The following is an 18140-nucleotide window of genomic DNA, read 5'->3' on the forward strand; positions in this document are numbered from 1 at the left end:
AGATGTGTATAAGAGACAGGCCTCGGCACCTCCCGTCACCGCACCCCGCTCCGGACACGGGGACGACGGGTCGCGATCGTGGCCGCCGCCCTGGTGGTCGCGGTCGGTGCCGTCGCCGCGGCGACCACCGGCACGACCTCCGTCGGCCCCGGACCCAGCGGGGTCGCGATGCCGACCGGCGACGGGGAGGGGGACGGCTGGAAGCGGGTGTTCTCCGAGGACTTCGACGAGTCCGCCCCGTCCGGCGGGTTCGAGGCGGCCTACGACGACCGGTTCACCGTCTACCACGGCTTCGCGGACACCGCGGGGACCGGTCGGTACCAGGCGTCAACGCTGAGCGCCCACGACGGGATGCTCGACATGCACCTCCGCACGACGAAGGCGGGCACCCCGCTCGCCGGCGGGGTCGTGCCGCTCGTCGACGGACGATGGGGCGGACAGACCTCCGGCCGGTACAGCGTCCGGATGAAGAGCGACGAGGTCGACGGCTACGGGGTGGCGGTGCTGCTCTGGAGCGACGAGAACGTCTGGGCGCACGGCGAGATCGACTTCCCCGAGGGTGCGCTCGGAGCGCCCGCCTGGCTCAACGTGCACTGCCTGGTCGACCCGGCCGAGAAGTGCGTCCACCACGAGACCGACGCGTCGCTGGCCGACTGGCACACGTACACGATCGAGTGGACGCCGTCGCGGATGTCGTTCCTGGTCGACGACGAGGTCGTCGGGAGCACCACACAGGACATCCCCGTCGAACGCATGCACCTGGTCGTGCAGACGGGATCGCTCGAGGGCCTGCCGCCCCGGGACGCCGCCGGGTCGTTGCTGGTCGACTGGATGACGATCGACGTGCCCGCGGACGGCGAGAGCCCCCGGGCCACGCTGCCGTCCACGGAACCCACCGCCGGCTGACAGCGCCGAGCCCGGCGCAGACCGACGCCGCCGCCCGGTGCACGCAGACGACGCCGGGCCCGGCCCGGTCAGCGCCGGGCGTGTGCCAGCAGCGCCTGCAGCAGCGCGCGCACGTGCGGCTCGCGCCCGTAGCGGTCACGCACCCACGCGCGGCACCGTGCGGCGAGGGACGGGTCGAGCTCGGCGTCGTCGAGGGTGTCGAGCAGCTGCTCCGCCAGTGCGTCGGGGTCGGCCGGGTCGACGGTGTACCGCGCCCAGTCACCCGACAGGATCTCCCCGGTGCCGCCCGATGCGGCCGCGACGACGGGACGGCCGGTGGACATCGCCTCGACCACGACCCGGCCGAAGCCCTCGGGCTCGATGGACGGCGCCACCACGACGTCGGCGGCGTGCAGGAGCGGGACGACGTCGTCCCGCTCGGGGAGCACGAGCACGGAACCGGCGGGGAGCGCGTCGATCGCGGCGTGCACGGCGTCGGCTTCCTCCGGGTACAGGGCACCGGCCAGCACGAGGAGCGGCGCGGGCGCCGCGTGACCAGCCACGGGGGGAGTGGTGACCGGCACGCGTGCCGCGGCGGTCGTGCGGACGCGACCCCACGCCTCCAGGAGGGCGAGCACGCCCTTCGACCGGGTGAGCCGACCGTAGTAGAGCACCGTCGGGGTGTCCTCGGCGATGCCGAGTGCCGCGCGGGCGTCGTGCACCGACGCCGGGGTCGCGGCCGGGAATGCGTCGGTGTCGACGCCGTTCGGCACGATCGTGATGCGGTCCGTCGGCACGCCGGACGCCGCCCAGGCGCGCGCCATCGCGTGCGAGACGGCGAAGTAGCGGGTGCGGCCGCCGGCTATCGGTCCGAGCCGCCGGTAGTTCGGCGCGTGGTGCAGGTGCACCGCGAGCGGGACTCCGGAGACGAGCGACGCGACCCGGCCGAACGGCAGGTACTCGGGGCGGTTCAACCAGAGGACGTCGAGGTGTGATCGTCGGATCCGCAGTCCCTCGCGGGCGAAGCGCCAGGCGTCGCGGAGTGCCGTGGTGATGCCGAACCGGTAGTCGGTGGCCTCCACCAGGCGCACGCCCATCGCCTCGTAGGGCGGCGGGCCCTCGGCGGCGCGCGGGGACTGTGCGTTCCGGTGCCAGACCTCGACCTCGTGGCCGGCGGCGACGAGCTCGCGGGTGTCCTCGAGCACGCAGCGTTCGAGTCCGCCGGTGATGGCGAGTCCGGTCACCAGCACGCCGACGCGGAGTCGGCGGGTGCCGTCGGTTGCAGTCTGTCGCGGTCTCACGAGACACCACCCCTTGCGGTCTTCAGTCGGCGGAGGAACCAGGGGAGGCAGGCGACCACCCCGGCGATGCGGACCCAGTTCCAGAGCACGTCCTGCGGCAGGAGCAGGGACGCGGCGGCCACGACGAGCGCGGCGAGGGTCGTCAGGACGATCCGGGCTCCCGGTCCGCGCCACTCGCGGCGGTCGGGCAGGGCCAGCAGCTGCATGGCGGCCAGGATCGCGTAGGCGACGACGGTGGCGAGGCCCGCGCCGGCGATGCCGAGCACGGGCACGAGCACGAGGTTCGCGCCGATGTTCACGGCGCCGGCGATCGCGGCGATGACGCCGACGGCGACACCGCGGCGTTCCACCAGGAGCAGGCGTCCGGTCGCACCGCTGGCGACCACGGGGAACGCGGTGATCGCGACGACGAAGACGACGACGGAGAGCTCCTGCACGCGGTACGACGCCGGGGCGAGGATCGGCAGCGCGACCGGTGACACCAGGGTCACGGCGAGCAGGACCGGTCCGAGCATCTTGTACAGCTCGTCGCGGGAGTGCATCGCGAGCTGCCGGCGGGCGACCGGGTCGCGGAGGGCGGCGAAGTGCGGCGCCCAGGCCTGGTTCGTGAAGGTCAGGAGCAGGATGACGGCCGAGCCGACGACGTAGGCGATCTGGTAGCGGGCCACCTCGTCCGGGCCGAGCAGCCGCTGGACGACGATCCGGTCGCCGGCGTTCAGCACGAAGTACGACAGGTTGCCGAGGGCGATCGGCACGCCGAGGCGGAACGCCCGGGCGGTGGTCTTGCGGTCGAACAGGCCGGCGAGACGCGGGCGGGTCGCCGCGATGCCGATGACCATCGCCACGCCCTGGGCGACGACACCGCCCCACGCGTAGGTGGTCGCGTCGGCCTGCACCCAGGTGAGGAGCCCGAGGCCGATGACCGAGCCGCCGATCGAGGACAGCAGGCTCGTGACCGCGAAGACCCGGATGCGGTCCTGGGCGACGAGCAGCGCGAGGGAGATCTGCACGATGGCGGCCGGGCCGGTCCAGAGCACCGCGACGAGGAGCAGCGGGTGGTTGCCGACGAAGCCGGCGGCGTCGGCCCAGACCGGGATCGTGGTGAGCGCGGCGACGGTGACGACGACCGCGGTGACCATGCCGACGGCGAGCAGGCCACGCGCCCGGCGGTCGTCGCCGTCCTCGGCGCGCTGCAGCACCGACGCCTGGTCGATGCCGAGGACGGCCAGGACGACGAGCGCCTGGTACAGCGCGATGGCCGAGGCGAGGACGCCGAACTCGGCTGGCGGCATCAGGTGCGCGAGCACCGGGGAGATCAGCGACGAGACGACGAGCTGCATCGACCAGACGACGACGTACAGCAGGCCGCGGCCGAACAGGACGGAGGCGCCCTTCCGCACCGCGACCGACCCGGTGTCGAGCGACTCGGGCACGGCGGCGACGGGGACGGGTGCCTCGCGCGCTGCGCGGGCCTCACGGCGGGTCTGCGGGGGGAAGCTCACGGCGCGACCACCGCTGCCGCGTCCTGACGCGCCGACGCCGTCGCCGACGCCGTCGCCGCGCCCGCGTTCTGGCGCAGCCCGAAGGCCGCGTCCACGACGTCGAGCAGATCTCCGCTCCGGTCGGTCGAGAACTTCCGCGCGAACAGGTGCTGCACCTCGACGTCCGCGTCCGTCCGACGCTCGAGCAGCTGCCCCGCGTCGGTGACGGTCAACCACGGCGGGCTCTTCCGCGCGGTGCCGTCCCACCCGATCCACCAGAGCGGCTGGGAGACGTGCTCGTCGGCGAATCCCGGCGTCAGCGACGGCGAGTTGAGCACCGACGGCACGAAGGTCTCGTCGGCGACCCAGGTGCGCTGCCAGAACCGGACCAGGTCGGGGCGCTGGTCCACGGTGTCCACGACGGCGGCGGCGTGCCGGCGGGCGAGGACCTTGAGCTGCGAGCCCCCGGCGAAGGAGACGTTCGCCGGCACGCGGCGGGGGACCGGCAGCCGGAGCATGTGCTTCCGCCACGCCCAGTGCCGGAACCGGATGCGGGAGATGCCGCCGTCGCGGCCCCACGGCGCGAACGGCAGCGGGTTGACCGAGATGAACGACTCCTCCCGGTGGGCCTCGAGCAGGGCCGTGATCTCGGTGGGGTTCGCGAGCGGGTAGTCGCTGCCGGTCAGCACGGCCACGTGCGAGGCGTCGGTCTCGGCCAGGGCGGCCCGGTAGCCGGACACCTCGGCGGCGACGTTCTCCCAGCGGGCCCAGCCCGTCCGGATGCGGGGGAGCAGCCGGACGCGGTCCGGCAGCCCGTCGGTCATGGCGCGGAACACCGTCTCGGGCGTGCGCGCGTCGCAGTGCAGGAACACCGGGAACGGGTCGAGCGCCTCGACGAGTCGGCGCACGTGTGCCGGGTCCTCGTGGGCGAGGACGATGCACGCGGGAACCGCGGGGGAGATGGCCATGGACGCGACGCTAACCGCGCCGTTCCGGGGCCGACAAGGCGACCCGTGCCCGTCTGCGGGGAAGCGGCGGTTTCCCGCACCGCCCCCGATCGGTCAGCGCTCGGCGCGCCGGATCAGCGCTTCTTGCGGAACTTCTGGCAGTCGCAGAGGGCGCAGTCCATGCCCGGACGGTAGTGCTCGTGGGCGTCCTGCACGTGGCCGCAGACGCAGGTCACGGCGTCGACCACGAAGACGCTCTGTTCCGAGGGGAGCACGGCGCCGAGCTCGTCGGTGGGGCCCATCGACATGCGTCCTCCTCGTGCCCGGCGTGCTGCCGCCGAGTCGTCCTCACGATCCTACCGTCCGGGGGTGTGCACTGGCGGCAAACCGCAAGTCGGACGACCGTCGCCGCAACCGCGGGCGGCCGCCGTTGACCCCGCAGCAGCCCCACCGGAGCATCGGACCATGACCGACCAGCAGGCCACCACCACCCGCGTGCTCACGCTCACGCCCGCGATGCCGTCCCCGGACGTGCCCGCCTGGGCCGGCGCGGCCTGGGTCGGCGCCGTCGACCGACAGGAGGCGCTCGCCGCGTCCGCCGTCGAACTCGCCGGTGCCACCGGCTTCCGCCGCGCCCGCCTGCTCGTCCGTGACGGACGCGAGATCGCCGGGTTCGTCGACGTCAGCGTCGACGCGGACGGCGGCGTGGACCCGGCCGAGCTGGGACCGGCCCTGCGCGCGCTGCGCACCACGGGCCTCCCGGACGCCCCCGCGGGGACGCCGGTCGGGCGCATCTCCGTCGTCATCGGCACCCGCGACCGGCCGGACGACCTGCGCCGCTGCGTTCGCTCGGTGCTCGCGTCCGAGCACGACGACTTCGAGGTCCTGGTCGTCGACAACGCGCCCACCACCACCGCGACCCGCGACGTGGTCACGTCGCTCGCGGACCCGCGCCTGCGGTACGTCCTGGAGGCCCGACCCGGCGTCTCGCGCGCACGGAACGCCGGACTCGCCCTCGCGTCCGGGGCCGTGGTCGCCTTCGTCGACGACGACGTGGTCGTCGACCGGCACTGGCTCGCAGCGCTCGCCGACGCGTACGCCCGCGACGCGGACGTCGTCTGCGTGACCGGCCTCGTGCCCAGCGGCGAACTCCGGACCCCCACGCAGCGGTACTTCGACGAGCGCGTCACCTGGGCGCGCAACACCGACCGTCGGGTGTTCCGCACGTCGGCGCCGCCGGCCGACCTGCCGCTGTTCCCGTTCTCCGTCGGCGCGTTCGGCACCGGGGCCAACATGTCGCTCCGCCGCTCGGCCGCGCTCGCCCTGGGCGGGTTCGACGTCGCACTCGGCCCGGGCACCCTGGCCCGCGCCGGCGAGGACCCTGACCTGTTCACCCGGGTGCTGTTCTCCGGCGGCGCGCTCGCCGTGGAGCCCACGGCCGTCGTCTGGCACAAGCACCGGCCGGACCGTGCGGCGCTGCGCTCGCAGGCGCTCGGCTACGGCACCGGCCTCGGCGCGTGGGTCGCGAAGCTCATGCTGCGACCGCGCACCGCACTGGCCGTGCTGCGTCGGGCGGTCGGGGCGCTGCGGCAGCTCGGCGCGCTCGGACAGGGCACCGGTGCCGACACCGACCAAGTGTCCGCCGCGGTGGACGCCGTGGGCGGGTGGCCCGTTGACGACGCGTTCCGCGAGGCGACGGCCGGCCTCAAGCGCGTCGAGCTCGTTGCGGCGCTCGGTGGCCCGTGGCGGTACGTCGTCGGGCGGTCGCGGCGCGGGTGACCGCGGCGCGGGCGACCGCGCTCCGCGTGCGCGGTGCGCACGGCAGGCACCGCGTGCACCGCACGCACGCACCGGACGGACGGGAGGCCCGTGGCGACGCTGCCACGGGCCTCCCGTCCGTCCGGTGCGGACGTCTCCTGCACGCCGCCTACGGGCGGAAGCGGCCCTCCTCGACCTCGCGCCAGAACCGACGGCTGCGGAAGTACGCCGCCGGACCCGCCGGGAAGCCGCGGAACTCGTGGTACGCCAGCGAGCGCGGGATCCGGGTCGTGGAGGCCTCGGTGATGCTCTCGGCCGCGGCGTCACGCCGGCCGGCCAGCCGTGACACCAGCTGCTTCAGCTTGATCTTGCCGGCGCGGGGCATCAGCCGCGCGAGCACGAGCGCGTGCCGGCGGTCCTTCGCGATGAGCTCGCACATCAGCGCCGTGAACCCGACGCCGTTCGAGTGGAGCTGCCCGTGCAGCCCGGCGAGGTCCTGCCGGTGCCGGTGGTGGACGACCGCACGGGGTTCGAAGCCGATCCGGCCACCGCTCCACAGGATGTCGATGAAGATCGCCAGGTCCTCGCCGCCGCGGGCCGGCACACCGGCACCGAGCACGGGGTCGAACCCGCCGACGGCGTCGAACGCCGACCGTCGGACCGCCCAGTTCGCGCCGGCGCCGTAGCCGCCGATGCCGTACACGGCGAAGTGCTTCTGCACCGAGCCGTCGGGTCGGACGGCCCGGGCCTGCGCGTGCCGCATGACCCCGGGGACGTCGTCCGGCACGATCGTCACCGGCTGGAAGGTGCGCTCGCCGCTGAAGCCGCCGTAGTACGCCTCGTACCAGATCTGCGCGGGGGTCTCGAGCTCGACGGGCAGGATCATCCCGGTGACCGCGGCGACCTCGGGCTCGCGGACGAACCGCGTGCCGATGGACCGGAGCCACTGCGCGTCGACCCGGACGTCGTCGTCGGTGAACGCGATGATCTCGCCGTGCGCCGCCGCGACCCCGGCGTTCCGACCGGCGGAGCAGCCCGGACGGCGTTCGGTGACCAGCCGGACGTCGCGGCCCTCGAGCAGCCCGGGCAGGGCGTCGACCTCGGGCAGCTTCACGCGGTTGTCGACGAGGATGACCTCGTACCGCGGGTAGTCGAGGTGTTCGAGGAAGTCGAGCAGCTTCCGGATGTCCTCGACCCGGGTGACGATGGTCGACACGACGATCGAGATGAGCGGGAGCTCGAGGTCGGGGATCGGGGTCTCCGTCGCACCGGCGGTCCGTGCGAGGCCGTCGACCAGGGGCGCCATCGCGCGTGCGGCGTCGGCCGGGTCCGCGGTGAGCAGCACGTCGAGGGTGGTGACGGGGAAGCCGTCGCGGTAGCCGACGACGAGCGCGGAGGAACCCGACTCGTCGGCGACCAGGCGCGGCAGCGGAGCGTCGAGGTCGACGCTGACGACCCGACGGGGGCCGGGCACGGTGACGGAGGAGTGCAGGGTCATGGTCGGGACGCTACGACCGCCCGCGGTGTCCGGACAACGGACCGGACCAGCAGTGGCGGGGTTCGTGCGGGGTTCCGCAGCGCGGTGCGTGTGCCCCCGACGGGGGTGAGCGCTCACCCAGGAAGCCACGGGAACCTCATGGGTCACGCTCAGGTCACGGAACCGATGCAACCGGTTGCGCTCCCGCCGGACCGGGCGTAGCTTCCTCCACCAGCAGGCAGCGGCGCCTGCTCCAGGGCAGTGTCGTCGAACCCGGTCGATGCCCCCTGGTGATCTCAATGAGGAGACAACGCTGTGAAGACAACACGCTCCAGGGTGCGGTTCGCATCCGTTGCCGGGGTCGCCGTCATCGGCCTCGTGCTCGCCGGCTGCTCGAGCGGGAGCTCCGGCGCCGGATCGGACGACGCCAAGAGCGGCCAGGACAGCCGCGGCCCCATCACCTACGTGCAGGGCAAGGACAACTCGAACGTCGTCCGCCCGCTCATCGCGAAGTGGAACAAGGCCCACCCGGACGAGAAGGTCACCTTCAAGGAACAGTCCGACCAGGCCGACCAGCAGCACGACGACCTCGTGCAGCACTTCCAGGCGAAGGACGAGAACTACGACGTCGTCGACGTGGACGTCGTCTGGACCGCCGAGTTCGCCGCCAAGAGCTGGCTGACGCCGCTGACCGGCGACATGAAGCTCGACACCTCGAAGCTCCTGCCGTCGACGGTGAAGACCGCCACCTACAACGACACCCTCTACGCCGCTCCGCAGACCTCGGACGGCGCACTGCTCTACTACCGCAAGGACCTCGTCAAGACGCCTCCCACCACGTGGAAGGAGATGATGGACGACTGCAAGATCGCGAAGGACGCCGGCATCGGTTGCTACGCGGGGCAGTTCGCGAAGTACGAGGGCCTGACGGTGAACGCCTCCGAGGCGATCAACGGCTCCGGCGGTTCGGTGCTCGGCAGCGACGGTGCGCCCGACGTCGACACCGACAAGGCGAAGGCCGGCCTGCAGAACCTGGTGGACGCGTTCGAGGACGGGAACATCCCGGCCGAGGCGATCACCTACCAGGAGGAGCAGGGCCGCACCGCGTTCGAAGCCGGCAAGCTGCTGTTCCTGCGCAACTGGCCGTACGTCTACAGCCTCGCCAAGACCGACGGCTCGTCGAAGGTCAAGGACACCTTCGGCATCGCGCCGATCCCCGGTGCCGACGGCGTCGGTGCCTCCACGCTCGGCGGACACAACGCGGCCATCAGCGTGTACTCGAAGCACAAGGCCACGGCGCACGACTTCCTCGAGTTCCTGACCTCGGACGAGACGCAGAAGTTCTTCGCGACCCAGGGCTCGCTCGCCCCGGTCGTCGGTGACCTGTACACCGACCCCGAGCTGACGAAGCAGCTGCCCTACCTGCCGACGCTGCTCAAGTCGATCGAGTCGGCGGAGCCGCGCCCGGTCACGCCGTTCTACCCGGCGGTCACGAAGGCGATCCAGGACAACACCTACGCGGCGCTCAAGGGATCGAAGTCGGTCGACGAAGCCATGAAGGACATGCAGGACGCCCTCAAGTCGGCGACCAGCAGCTAGCGGCGCACGCCGCTTGATGGACGGGAGGCCCGTGGCGGGTCCGCCACGGGCCTCCCGTCCGCCCCCTACTTGCGTTCCGACACCCCCGGCAAGGAGGCCGACACGTGTCAGCAGCAACCGAGATCCCCGCAGCCATCCCCAACCCGACGGGCATGGAACCGAAGCGCCAGCGGCGCAAGGGCGGACTCAACGCCGAGCACGGCCGGTGGGCCGTGTACCTCATCGGCCCGACGATCGTGCTCCTGGCGGTCGTCATCGGGTACCCCGTGGTCAGCGCGGTCATCCAGTCGTTCCAGCTCGACCAGGGCCTCGACAAGGCGACCGGTCTGTTCGTCGAGGGCGGCTTCGCCGGCGTCACGAACTACGTGCACTGGCTCGGCCAGCGGTGCGGGGACGTCGCGTGCCCGCCCGGCAACCTCGGTTCCCAGTTCTGGGTCGCCTTCGGGAACACGTTCTTCTTCACGTTCGTGACCGTGATCCTCGAGACCGTCATCGGTCTGTGGATGGCCATCATCATGAACCGCAACTTCAAGGGCCGCGCCCTCGTCCGTGCCGCGATCCTGGTGCCGTGGGCGATCCCGACCGCCGTCACCGCGAAGCTCTGGTACTTCATCTTCGACGCGAACGGTGTGCTCAACCACGTGATCGGGCACCAGGTCCTCTGGTTCTCCGACGAATGGGCGTCACGGTTCGCGATCGTCATCGCCGACACCTGGAAGACCACGCCGTTCATGGCGCTGCTCATCCTGGCCGGTCTGCAGCTCATCCCCGAGGACGTCTACGAGGCGGGGAAGATGGACGGCGCCTCGACCCTCCAGCGCTTCTTCCTCATCACGCTCCCGCTCGTCCGGCCGGCGCTGATGGTCGCCATCCTGTTCCGTGTCCTCGATGCCCTGCGCATCTACGACCTCATCGCGATCATGACCGGCGGTGGTGGTGGTTCCGGGAACGCGACCGTGTCGCTGTCGGTGCTGGTCGTCGACCAGATCCGGCAGGGGTTCAACGCCGCATCAGCCCTGTCCACCATCACGTTCCTCATCGTCTTCATCGTCGCGTTCGTCTTCGTCCGGTTCCTCGGCGCGAACGTCGTGCAGACGCAGACAGCCCAGCAGAAGGGTGAACTCAAGTGACCCTCGCAGCAGATCGTCCCCGCCGCACCGCCGCGACCCGCGACCGGGCGACGGACCGTCCCGACGTGCGGGTCCGGCGCGAGACGGGCCCGAAGCTCCGGACCGCCGTGCAGGCCGTCGTCATCGCCGTGTGGTGCCTCCTGCCGTTCTACTGGATGGTCGTCACGAGCTTCCGCGAGGTCGGGTACACGTTCGACGCCACCCCGTGGTTCACCCACGTGACCCTCGACAACTACGCGACCGCGTTCTCGACCGCGCTGGGCAACCACCTCGGCCGAGCGCTCCTGAACAGCGTGTTCATCGGGGTCGCGGTGACCGTCATCGCCCTGCTCGTCGGCACCACGGCGGCGTACGCCCTCGCCCGGCTCGAGTTCCGCGGCAAGTCGCTCATCGCCGGCGCGATCCTGGCCGCGTCGATGTTCCCCGGCGTCGCCCTCATCTCGCCGCTGTTCCAGCTGTTCACCGACATCGGGTGGATGGGGTCGTACCAGGCGCTCATCCTGCCGAGCATCTCGTTCGTGCTGCCGCTGACCGTGTACACGCTCGCGTCGTTCTTCCGCGAGATGCCGTGGGACCTCGAAGAGGCAGCCCGCATCGACGGGTGCACCCGGGTGCAGGCGTTCCGGCGGATCATCCTGCCGCTCGCGGCGCCGGCGGTGTTCACCACGGCGATCCTGGCGTTCATCTCGAGCTGGAACGAGTACCTCATCTCGTCGCAGCTGTCGAGTGACGCGACCCAGCCGGTGACCGTGGCGATCGCCTCGTTCGCCGGGTCGCAGCCGCACCAGGAGCCCTACACGGCGGTGATGGCCGCCGGCACGATCGTCACGATCCCGCTCGTCATCCTCGTGCTGATCTTCCAGCGGCGCATCGTGGCGGGGCTCACCGCCGGCGGCGTGAAGGGCTGACGACCATGGCCCAGCGCGGACCCACCCGTCCCACCGCCCACATCGAGGAGTCGATCGGCTTCGTCGGGATGTTCGGCGTCCTGTTCCTCGGCGTCACGGTGTTCTGCGAGCTCACCGGGCGACCGGCGCTCGGCTGGGCGCTCACCCTGCTCGTGTGCGTGCTCGGCGTCGTCGCCCTGGACCGGTGGCGGGTCGCCGTCCTCCGCCGGACCGCACCGCAGGACGGCACGGGTGCGTCCGTGCCCCGGGGCGTCGGTGCTGCGCCCGCGGTCGCCCCGGTGCACACGTCGGTCACCGACCCCACCGGTCGCCGACCCCGACCCGGCGCGGACGGACGGGTGCACCAGCACGCCGGCTGGGACGAGGTCGCACCGGCTGCACGACGGCCGGCGCGCCCCCCACGGGTGCCGCAACGCCGGGCGGACCGCGGTGTGCCCGCGGTGGCGGCCCGACGGGGTGGACCCGACGCACCGGCGGACGTGACGCACGGCACGGACGGCTGACGGGCCTCCCGGGTCGCACCGATGGGGATCCAGGAGATCGCGACCGTCACGGGGCTGTCGAAGTCCACCGTCTCGCGGGCGCTCCGCGGCATGTCGAACGTGGCCGACACCACGATCGAGCAGGTGCAGCGGGTCGCCGACGAACTCGGGTACGTCCCGAGCTCGGCGGCGGCCGGCCTCGCCACCGGGCGTCAGCGCGCCGTCGGGGTGGTCGTGCCCGTCATCGACCGCTGGTTCTACGTCAAGGCGCTCGGCGGTGTCGACGCGGAGCTCCGCCAGGCCGGGTACGACCTGGTCCTCTACAACCTCGGCGGCCCGGGCGGCGACCGTGACCGGGCGTTCCGGCGCTCGATGCTGCGCCACCGCGTCGACGGCCTCGTCCTGCTCTCCCTGGTGCTCGACGCCACCGAACGGGCCGAGCTCGAACTCAGCCGGCACCCCATGGTCGTCATCGGCGGCCCGGCACCGGGCCTGCGGAACGTGGGCGTCGACGACCGCGAGGTCACCCGGATAGCGGTCGAACACCTGCACGGCCTCGGCCACCGACGCATCGCCTACGTCGGCGGGCAGGACGAGGCCGGCATGAACGTCGCCGTGCCGCACCTGCGACGAGACGGGTTCCTCGACGCCGTGCGGTCGTCGGGACACGCGGTGCCGGAACGGTGGTCCCTCGACGGCCGGTTCTCGTTCGCCGGCGGGACCGCTGCCGGGGCCGTGCTGTTCGCCGAGCCCGCGTCGGAGCGACCGACGGCGGTGCTCTGCGCGTCGGACGAGATGGCCCTCGGTGTCCTGCTGGCCGCACGCCGAGCCGGCCTCGCGGTCCCCGAGGACGTGTCGGTGATGGGGATCGACGGCCACGAGTACGGCTCGACCGTCGGACTCACCACCGTCGCGCAGGACCCGGTGGCGCAGGGACGCACCGCCGCACGGGCCGTGCTCGCCGAGGTCGACGGCGGTGTCGCCGGCCCGATCGCGGCGGCACCAGCGCACCTGGTCGTCCGCGCGACCACGGGTCCCGGCCCGCACGGTCCCGCGTAGGGTCGCCCGCATGGAGGTCACCAAACTCGAACACGCCTGCCAGGTCATCACCGAGGGGGACGCCCGCCTGGTCCTCGACCCGGGGAACCTCACCCGACCGGTCGACGTGACCGGGGTCGTCGCCGTCGTCGTCACGCACGAGCACCCGGACCACGTCACCCCCGAGCAGGTCCGGCGCATCCTCGACGCCAACCCCCGTGCGGTCGTCATCGGACCGGAGGGCGTGCGCGCGGCGCTCGCCGAGGCGGGTGTCACGGTGGACGTCGTCACGGACGGCGACCACCGGACGGTCGGCCCCTTCACGCTCACCTTCCACGGCACGCGGCACCAGCTGATCCACGCCTCGGTGCCGATCGTCGACAACACCGGCGTGCTCGTGAACGGCCGGCTGTTCCACCCGGGCGACTCCTACACGGACCCGGGCGTCCCGGTCGAGGTCCTCGCTGCACCCGTCGGGGCGCCGTGGCTCAAGGTCGCCGAGATGATGGACTACGTCGCCGCGATCGCGCCGTCCCGGGCGTACCCGATCCACGAGGCCACCCTGTCCGAGGTCGGCCTCGGAATGCACACGGGGCGGCTCCGCGAGGCCGTCGAGCCCGCCGGGTCGCTCGTCGTGTTGCTTCCGGGGGAGTCGCTGACGCTCTAGGGCTGCGCTTCGCTGCGCGGCGCTGCGCTGCGCGGCCTGGAGGCCGGTGGCGGCGCCGCCACGCGCCTCCTGTCCGCATCGTGTGCAGGAACGGTCGGGTCCGTGCGCCCGAGGCGACCGTTCCTGCTCACGAAGCGCGGCGCAGTCGCGCCGCGACCAGGCGGTCGAGCGTCAGGGCGTCCCACGGAGCGTGCCGCTCGGCGTCGTTGTCGAAGTACACGTAGACGTCCCGGCCGGCCTCGGCGTGCTCGAGGACCGTCGTCGCCCACCCGCCGAGCGCCTGGGGCGAGTACCCGTCGTGGTAGGTCCGGGGCGCGCCGTGCAACCGGAGGTACGCGAGCGGCGCCCCGGTGTCCGCCCGGAAGCGGGGGAAGTCGCCGGCGTGCGAGTCGACGAGGGCGACGCGGTGCCGGCCGAGCACGTCGAGGTGCTCGTCGCCGAAGCCGGCTGCCCGGACCTCGAGCGCGTGGTGGATCGACCACGCCGGTTCCTCGGGCACCGCGAGTCCGTTCGGTTCGGCGGGGACCTTGTCGTCGTGGTGGCGTGCGAGCTCAGCGGCGGCACCGTGCGTCCGGGGGAGCAGCCCGAGGAACGCGTCGAGCACCTCCGGCGTCGGCAGCAGGCGCTCGGGCAGCTGCCAGAGCACGGGCCCGAGGGTGTCCCCGAGCTCCAGCGGACCCGAGGCGAAGAAGTTCGCCAGCGCGGTGTCGACGTTCCGCAGCCGCAGCATGTGCGTGACGTACCGGCCGCCCTTGACCGCGAACCGGAACGGCTGCCCGCCCGAGGCCGCACGCCACGCCCGGTAGCGCGCCGGGCGCTGCAGCGAGTAGAAGGATCCGTTCAGCTCCACCGTCGGGAATCGCGACGCCACTTGCTCGAGCCACCGCCGCTTCGCGAGTCCCTCGGGGTAGAAGTCCCCGCGCCAGCCGTCGTACTGCCACCCGGACAGGCCGATCCGCACCGTGGCCGACGGGCAGCCGCTCACGTGTCTGGCCCGGGCGATCGCGTCGTGGTCGGCCGTCATCGATCCACCGTATGCCTGCTCCGACATGGCGGCACACCCGGGCGACACGCCCCGTTTTGGTGCGGATGCGAGCCTTGTGCAATACTTGTCGAGTTGTCGGAACGGCCCCATCGTATAGCGGCCTAGTACGCTGCCCTCTCACGGCGGTAACGCGGGTTCGAATCCCGCTGGGGTCACCAGCACGCAAACCCCCGTCCAGCTCCGGCTCGGCGGGGGTTTCGTCGTCTCGGCTAGCCTGGATCGTCCCCGTCACCCGGGGAACGATCGCCTCGCGACGGGAGCACGATGCACGCCGAACGCCCACCGCACCTGCGCTGGAGGCTCGTCGCCCTCGTCGCTCTCGGCGGCGCGATCGGGACGGCCGTCCGAGCTCTGCTCGCCGCGGCGTTCCCCGCACACGACGGCATCAGCTGGACCATCCTGGGGATCAACGTCGTCGGGGCGTTCTGCCTCGGGTTCCTGCTCGACGCGCTCGCACGCCGCGGCCCGGACGTCGGTCGTCGTCGCGCGGTCCGGCTGTTCGTCGGCACCGGCGTCCTCGGCGGTTTCACGACCTACAGCACGCTCGCGGACGACACCGCGCAGCTGCTCGACCTCGGGCGCTGGACGGCGGGCACCGGGTACGCGCTGCTGTCGGTCGTGCTCGGACTCGTCGCGGTCGTCCTCGGTCTGTGGGTCGCCGCGGCCACCCGGCCCCGCACCCGCCCCGAGCCGCTGCCGGACGCCCGATGAGCCCGCTCGAACTGGTCCTGGTCGCCGTTGGCGGAGGAGCCGGTGCCGCCCTCCGCTTCGTGCTCGACGGCGTCGTCAAGGGCCGCATCGCCGGTTCCCGGTTCGCCGGGTTCCCGGTCGGGACCCTGCTCATCAACGTGTCCGGATCGCTCGTGCTCGGGGTCCTGACGGGCCTCGGGCAGGCCGGCACCATCCCCGCCTCGACGGTCGCTGTGCTCGGGACGGGCATGATGGGTGGGTACACGACGTTCTCGACGGCGAGCGTCGAGACCGTACAGCTCCTCCGATCCGGCAAGACCCGGCTCGCCGTCCTGAACGGCCTCGGGATGCTCGTCGTCTCGGTCGGCGCAGCTGCGCTCGGCCTCTGGATCGGAAGGAACTCATGACCTCGGAACGCCCCGGCGAACTCGTCCTCGTCCGTCACGGAGAGACGGAGTGGTCGAAGAGCGGGCAGCACACCGGCCGCACCGACATCCCGCTCACCGACAACGGTGTCGAGCAGGCGAAGCGCGCGGGCCGGTACCTCGGGGACCGGTCGTTCGCGCTGGCGCTGTCGAGCCCGCTGCAGCGCGCCCGCGACACCGCGCACCTGATCGGCGTCGAGCCGGAGCTCGACGAGGACCTGTACGAGTGGGACTACGGCGCGTACGAGGGCCTCACCACCCCGCAGATCAAGGTGCTGCGCCACGGGCCGTGGGACCTCTGGACCGACGGCGTCCCCGCCGGCGACACCCCCGGGGAGAACGCCGCCGAGGTCCGGGTCCGCGTCGAGCGCATCCTGAACCGTGCCCGCCCGGTGCTCGCCGAGGGCCACGATGCGGTGTTCATCGCCCACGGCCACGTGCTGCGCGCGCTCGGTGCCGCGTGGATCCGGCTCGCGCCGCAGGACGGCGCCGTGCTGAAGCTCGGCACCGCCTCGGTCAGCATCCTCGGCTACGAACACGGCCGCCCCGTCATCGACGCCTGGAACATCCAGCCGCGCGACTGACGCGCTGGTGGGGTGGACGGGCTCGCGAAAGCGACAGACCCGCGGCACGCGGTGCCGTCCCGTCCGCGAAAGCGACAGATCCCCGCGGTTGTCCCGCAGCGATCTGTCGCTTTCGCAGGACGCAGTGGTCGCGACCATCGGCGGACGGGAGGCCCGTGGCGGCGCCGCCGCGGGCCTCCCGTCCGCCGTCCGCGCACGTTGCTTCCCCTGTCACGCGCGATGGCAGGCGGAATCGGGCGTACCTGGTCGAAAGGAACGACCAGGCACGCCCGGTTCGACCAGGCACGCCCGGTTCGACCAGGTACGCCCGGTTCGACCAGGTACGCCCGGTTCGACCAGGTACGCCCGGTTCGACGAGGTACGCCCGGTTCGACGAGGTACGCCCGGTTCGACCAGGTACGCCCGGTTCGACCAGGTACGCCCGGTTCGACCAGGGACGCCCGGAACGACCAGGCGCGTCAGACGGTCCGGATCGCGCTCGTCGCACCGAGGGCACGGCCACGCCGGCGCTCGATCGCACGCCCGACGAGCAGCAGCCCCACGCTGACCACGGCACCGAGCACGGTCTGCGCGATGCGGTCGAGCGCCAGCAGCTGGGGTGCCTCGGGGAGGCTCAGCCACGACACCGCCAGGGCGAGCGGGGTGAGGAACAGCAGGCACACGGCGTAGTTCCGGGCGACGAAGATCTCGGCGAAGAACTGCCCGAGGACGGCCAGCACGACGATCCACCACGCCGATGGCTCGAGCAGCAGGATGCCGACCGCGATCACGGTGCCGCCGATCGTGCCGACCACACGCTGCCCGGCGCGGACGACGGTGTGCCGCTGGCGGATCGCCGGCAGGGTCGACACCACCGCGATGACCGCCCAGTACGGGTGCCCGAGCCCGGGGATCGACTCCGCGACGGCCCCGGCGACGAGTGACCCGACGACGTTGAGCCCGACGGTCTCCCACAGCGCCGGCGTGCGGAGGACCGCGAGCGACCGGTGCTTGCGGTCGGCCAGCGGGCGGAACCGGTGCGGGGCGTGCGGGTGGAACACGCGGCGGAGCACCGCTCCGGACATCGCGACGAGCCAGGCCCAGACCACCGAGCAGACGATGATCGTCGTGACGAGCGGGACGTCGGCCGGGCGCATCGGCACGAGTGCGGACACGACGAACGCGAACACCGGGAAGATCGGCTGCGCGGGGATCGCCCGGAGCGTGGAGAGGGTGCAGATCGCGACCACCAGGACGACGACGAGACCCACGGCCTGCAGCCAGAGCGGCGACCCGACGAGCCCGACCCCGATGCCGGCGAACATGCAGAGCGCCTGCAGCGCACCCGCGACGCCGGTGGTGACGGCACGCTGCCGGTAGGGCTCGGTCGCGCCGAAGATGGCGGTGAACCCGGCGAACATGGCGAAGGCGGCGTACCCCGGCATGCCGAGGGCGATGAGCAGCGCGAGCGGTGCGCCACCGGCGATCGCGGCGCGTGCCGCGCCCTCGAGGTTGATGGTCCGGGTCGAGTGCGCAGGTGTCGTCATGTCGTCACCATCTTCCCACCGCGACGGGTGTCGGGGAGTCGCCACGGGCCTCCAGGCCGTGCCGTCACGGGGTGACGGGCGTGCGACGGCGGGGTGACGGGCGTGCGACGGCGGGGTGACGGACCCGCGGCGGGCGGGGTGCCGCGCGTTGGTATACCAATGGTAGAGTCGCCTGATCGCGCCGCGGTCGCGGCGCA

General features: G+C 72.6%; 18 protein-coding genes and 1 tRNA gene. 12 read left to right on the forward strand and 7 right to left on the reverse strand.

Translation table 11 applies throughout. From position 1 onward, the window contains the following. The first annotated feature begins 78 nt into the window (after window positions 1–78). The gene (locus tag DEJ03_RS06260; protein ID WP_110863940.1) at window positions 79–906 is read left to right on the forward strand and encodes a glycoside hydrolase family 16 protein; all 828 of its coding nucleotides are present in this window, start codon (window positions 79–81) and stop codon (window positions 904–906) included. A gap of 68 nt (window positions 907–974) precedes the next feature. Here the strand turns inward: DEJ03_RS06260 and DEJ03_RS06265 are convergent, their stop codons facing one another. The 4 genes from DEJ03_RS06265 to DEJ03_RS17880 all read right to left on the reverse strand — a co-directional run bounded on the left by DEJ03_RS06265 (window position 975) and on the right by DEJ03_RS17880 (window position 4922). Next, on the reverse strand, window positions 975–2186 hold the full coding sequence (locus DEJ03_RS06265) for a glycosyltransferase family 4 protein (RefSeq protein ID WP_181422624.1): 1212 nt from the start codon (window positions 2184–2186) through the stop codon (window positions 975–977). After that, window positions 2183–3688 carry a lipopolysaccharide biosynthesis protein gene (locus tag DEJ03_RS06270; protein WP_110863942.1) on the reverse strand — a complete coding sequence of 502 codons (1506 nt, stop codon included), beginning with the start codon at window positions 3686–3688 and terminating at the stop codon, window positions 2183–2185. The genes DEJ03_RS06265 and DEJ03_RS06270 overlap by 4 nt, the downstream gene beginning before the upstream one ends. After that, window positions 3685–4635, reverse strand: a complete 951-nt coding sequence (locus tag DEJ03_RS06275; RefSeq protein ID WP_110863943.1) for a beta-1,6-N-acetylglucosaminyltransferase — start codon at window positions 4633–4635, stop codon at window positions 3685–3687. The genes DEJ03_RS06270 and DEJ03_RS06275 overlap by 4 nt, the downstream gene beginning before the upstream one ends. A 113-nt stretch (window positions 4636–4748) precedes the next feature. Continuing rightward, a complete protein-coding gene (locus DEJ03_RS17880; RefSeq protein WP_181422625.1) occupies window positions 4749–4922 on the reverse strand; it encodes a hypothetical protein in 174 nt (57 codons plus the stop codon). Window positions 4923–5079: 157 nt separating this feature from the next. Here DEJ03_RS17880 and DEJ03_RS06280 point away from each other — a divergent pair, with 157 nt between their 5' ends. After that, window positions 5080–6393, forward strand: a complete 1314-nt coding sequence (locus DEJ03_RS06280) for a glycosyltransferase family 2 protein (protein ID WP_110863944.1) — start codon at window positions 5080–5082, stop codon at window positions 6391–6393. Between the two features lie 148 nt (window positions 6394–6541). Here the strand turns inward: DEJ03_RS06280 and DEJ03_RS06285 are convergent, their stop codons facing one another. After that, complete coding sequence (locus tag DEJ03_RS06285; RefSeq protein ID WP_110863945.1) at window positions 6542–7870, reverse strand: glycosyltransferase; 1329 nt, start codon at window positions 7868–7870, stop codon at window positions 6542–6544. Between the two features lie 294 nt (window positions 7871–8164). On the opposite strand from DEJ03_RS06285, the gene DEJ03_RS06290 reads away from it, so the two are divergent. From DEJ03_RS06290 to DEJ03_RS06315, 6 genes are all read left to right on the forward strand, one after another. Beyond that, window positions 8165–9448: an ABC transporter substrate-binding protein gene (locus DEJ03_RS06290; RefSeq protein ID WP_110863946.1), complete on the forward strand. Its 1284-nt coding sequence runs from the start codon at window positions 8165–8167 to the stop codon at window positions 9446–9448. A gap of 152 nt (window positions 9449–9600) precedes the next feature. After that, on the forward strand, window positions 9601–10578 hold the full coding sequence (locus tag DEJ03_RS06295; protein ID WP_110863947.1) for a carbohydrate ABC transporter permease: 978 nt from the start codon (window positions 9601–9603) through the stop codon (window positions 10576–10578). Window positions 10579–10643: 65 nt separating this feature from the next. Further along, window positions 10644–11486, forward strand: coding sequence for a carbohydrate ABC transporter permease (locus DEJ03_RS06300; protein WP_071405697.1), 843 nt, complete (start codon window positions 10644–10646; stop codon window positions 11484–11486). Window positions 11487–11491: 5 nt separating this feature from the next. Next, entirely contained in the window at window positions 11492–11989 is a 498-nt protein-coding gene (locus DEJ03_RS06305) for a hypothetical protein (RefSeq protein WP_110863949.1), read from the forward strand. A 21-nt stretch (window positions 11990–12010) separates the two neighbouring features. After that, a complete protein-coding gene (locus DEJ03_RS06310; RefSeq protein WP_110863950.1) occupies window positions 12011–13027 on the forward strand; it encodes a LacI family DNA-binding transcriptional regulator in 1017 nt (338 codons plus the stop codon). A gap of 10 nt (window positions 13028–13037) precedes the next feature. After that, window positions 13038–13673, forward strand: a complete 636-nt coding sequence (locus DEJ03_RS06315; protein WP_110863951.1) for an MBL fold metallo-hydrolase — start codon at window positions 13038–13040, stop codon at window positions 13671–13673. Window positions 13674–13800: 127 nt separating this feature from the next. On the opposite strand, the gene DEJ03_RS06320 is transcribed toward DEJ03_RS06315, so the two are convergent. Then, complete coding sequence (locus tag DEJ03_RS06320; RefSeq protein WP_110863952.1) at window positions 13801–14697, reverse strand: DUF72 domain-containing protein; 897 nt, start codon at window positions 14695–14697, stop codon at window positions 13801–13803. A 103-nt stretch (window positions 14698–14800) separates the two neighbouring features. On the opposite strand from DEJ03_RS06320, the gene DEJ03_RS06325 reads away from it, so the two are divergent. The 4 genes from DEJ03_RS06325 (at window position 14801) to DEJ03_RS06340 (ending at window position 16417) form a co-directional block, all read left to right on the forward strand. After that, a tRNA-Glu gene (locus DEJ03_RS06325) sits at window positions 14801–14876 on the forward strand. Window positions 14877–14982: 106 nt separating this feature from the next. After that, window positions 14983–15429 carry a CrcB family protein gene (locus DEJ03_RS06330; protein WP_110863953.1) on the forward strand — a complete coding sequence of 149 codons (447 nt, stop codon included), beginning with the start codon at window positions 14983–14985 and terminating at the stop codon, window positions 15427–15429. After that, window positions 15426–15815: a fluoride efflux transporter CrcB gene (gene crcB, locus DEJ03_RS06335; protein ID WP_110863954.1), complete on the forward strand. Its 390-nt coding sequence runs from the start codon at window positions 15426–15428 to the stop codon at window positions 15813–15815. Before DEJ03_RS06330 ends, crcB begins: the two co-directional genes overlap by 4 nt. Continuing rightward, window positions 15812–16417 (forward strand): histidine phosphatase family protein, encoded by a 606-nt coding sequence (locus DEJ03_RS06340; RefSeq protein ID WP_027465908.1) that lies wholly within the window; start codon window positions 15812–15814, stop codon window positions 16415–16417. The genes crcB and DEJ03_RS06340 overlap by 4 nt, the downstream gene beginning before the upstream one ends. Before the next feature lie 458 nt (window positions 16418–16875). Here DEJ03_RS06340 and DEJ03_RS06345 read toward each other — a convergent pair whose 3' ends face one another. Then, a complete protein-coding gene (locus tag DEJ03_RS06345; RefSeq protein ID WP_110863955.1) occupies window positions 16876–17943 on the reverse strand; it encodes an FUSC family protein in 1068 nt (355 codons plus the stop codon). Between the last annotated feature and the right edge of the window lie 197 nt (window positions 17944–18140).

It is taken from the genome of Curtobacterium sp. MCLR17_043, assembly GCF_003224215.1.
Taxonomy (GTDB): Bacteria; Actinomycetota; Actinomycetes; order Actinomycetales; family Microbacteriaceae; genus Curtobacterium; species Curtobacterium flaccumfaciens.

Bases quoted from the DNA above. Each gene is read 5' to 3' on its own strand.
- DEJ03_RS06305 (WP_110863949.1), top strand. From the start codon at position 11,492: ATGGCCCAGCGCGGACCCACCCGTCCCACCGCCCACATCGAGGAGTCG.
- DEJ03_RS06310 (WP_110863950.1), top strand. From the start codon at position 12,011: ATGGGGATCCAGGAGATCGCGACCGTCACGGGGCTGTCGAAGTCCACC.
- DEJ03_RS06330 (WP_110863953.1), top strand. From the start codon at position 14,983: ATGCACGCCGAACGCCCACCGCACCTGCGCTGGAGGCTCGTCGCCCTC.
- DEJ03_RS17880 (WP_181422625.1), bottom strand. From the start codon at position 4,922: ATGTCGATGGGCCCCACCGACGAGCTCGGCGCCGTGCTCCCCTCGGAA.
- DEJ03_RS06280 (WP_110863944.1), top strand. From the start codon at position 5,080: ATGACCGACCAGCAGGCCACCACCACCCGCGTGCTCACGCTCACGCCC.
- DEJ03_RS06345 (WP_110863955.1), bottom strand. From the start codon at position 17,943: ATGACGACACCTGCGCACTCGACCCGGACCATCAACCTCGAGGGCGCG.
- crcB (WP_110863954.1), top strand. From the start codon at position 15,426: ATGAGCCCGCTCGAACTGGTCCTGGTCGCCGTTGGCGGAGGAGCCGGT.
- DEJ03_RS06340 (WP_027465908.1), top strand. From the start codon at position 15,812: ATGACCTCGGAACGCCCCGGCGAACTCGTCCTCGTCCGTCACGGAGAG.
- DEJ03_RS06320 (WP_110863952.1), bottom strand. From the start codon at position 14,697: ATGACGGCCGACCACGACGCGATCGCCCGGGCCAGACACGTGAGCGGC.
- DEJ03_RS06285 (WP_110863945.1), bottom strand. From the start codon at position 7,870: ATGACCCTGCACTCCTCCGTCACCGTGCCCGGCCCCCGTCGGGTCGTC.
- DEJ03_RS06295 (WP_110863947.1), top strand. From the start codon at position 9,601: ATGGAACCGAAGCGCCAGCGGCGCAAGGGCGGACTCAACGCCGAGCAC.
- DEJ03_RS06315 (WP_110863951.1), top strand. From the start codon at position 13,038: ATGGAGGTCACCAAACTCGAACACGCCTGCCAGGTCATCACCGAGGGG.
- DEJ03_RS06275 (WP_110863943.1), bottom strand. From the start codon at position 4,635: ATGGCCATCTCCCCCGCGGTTCCCGCGTGCATCGTCCTCGCCCACGAG.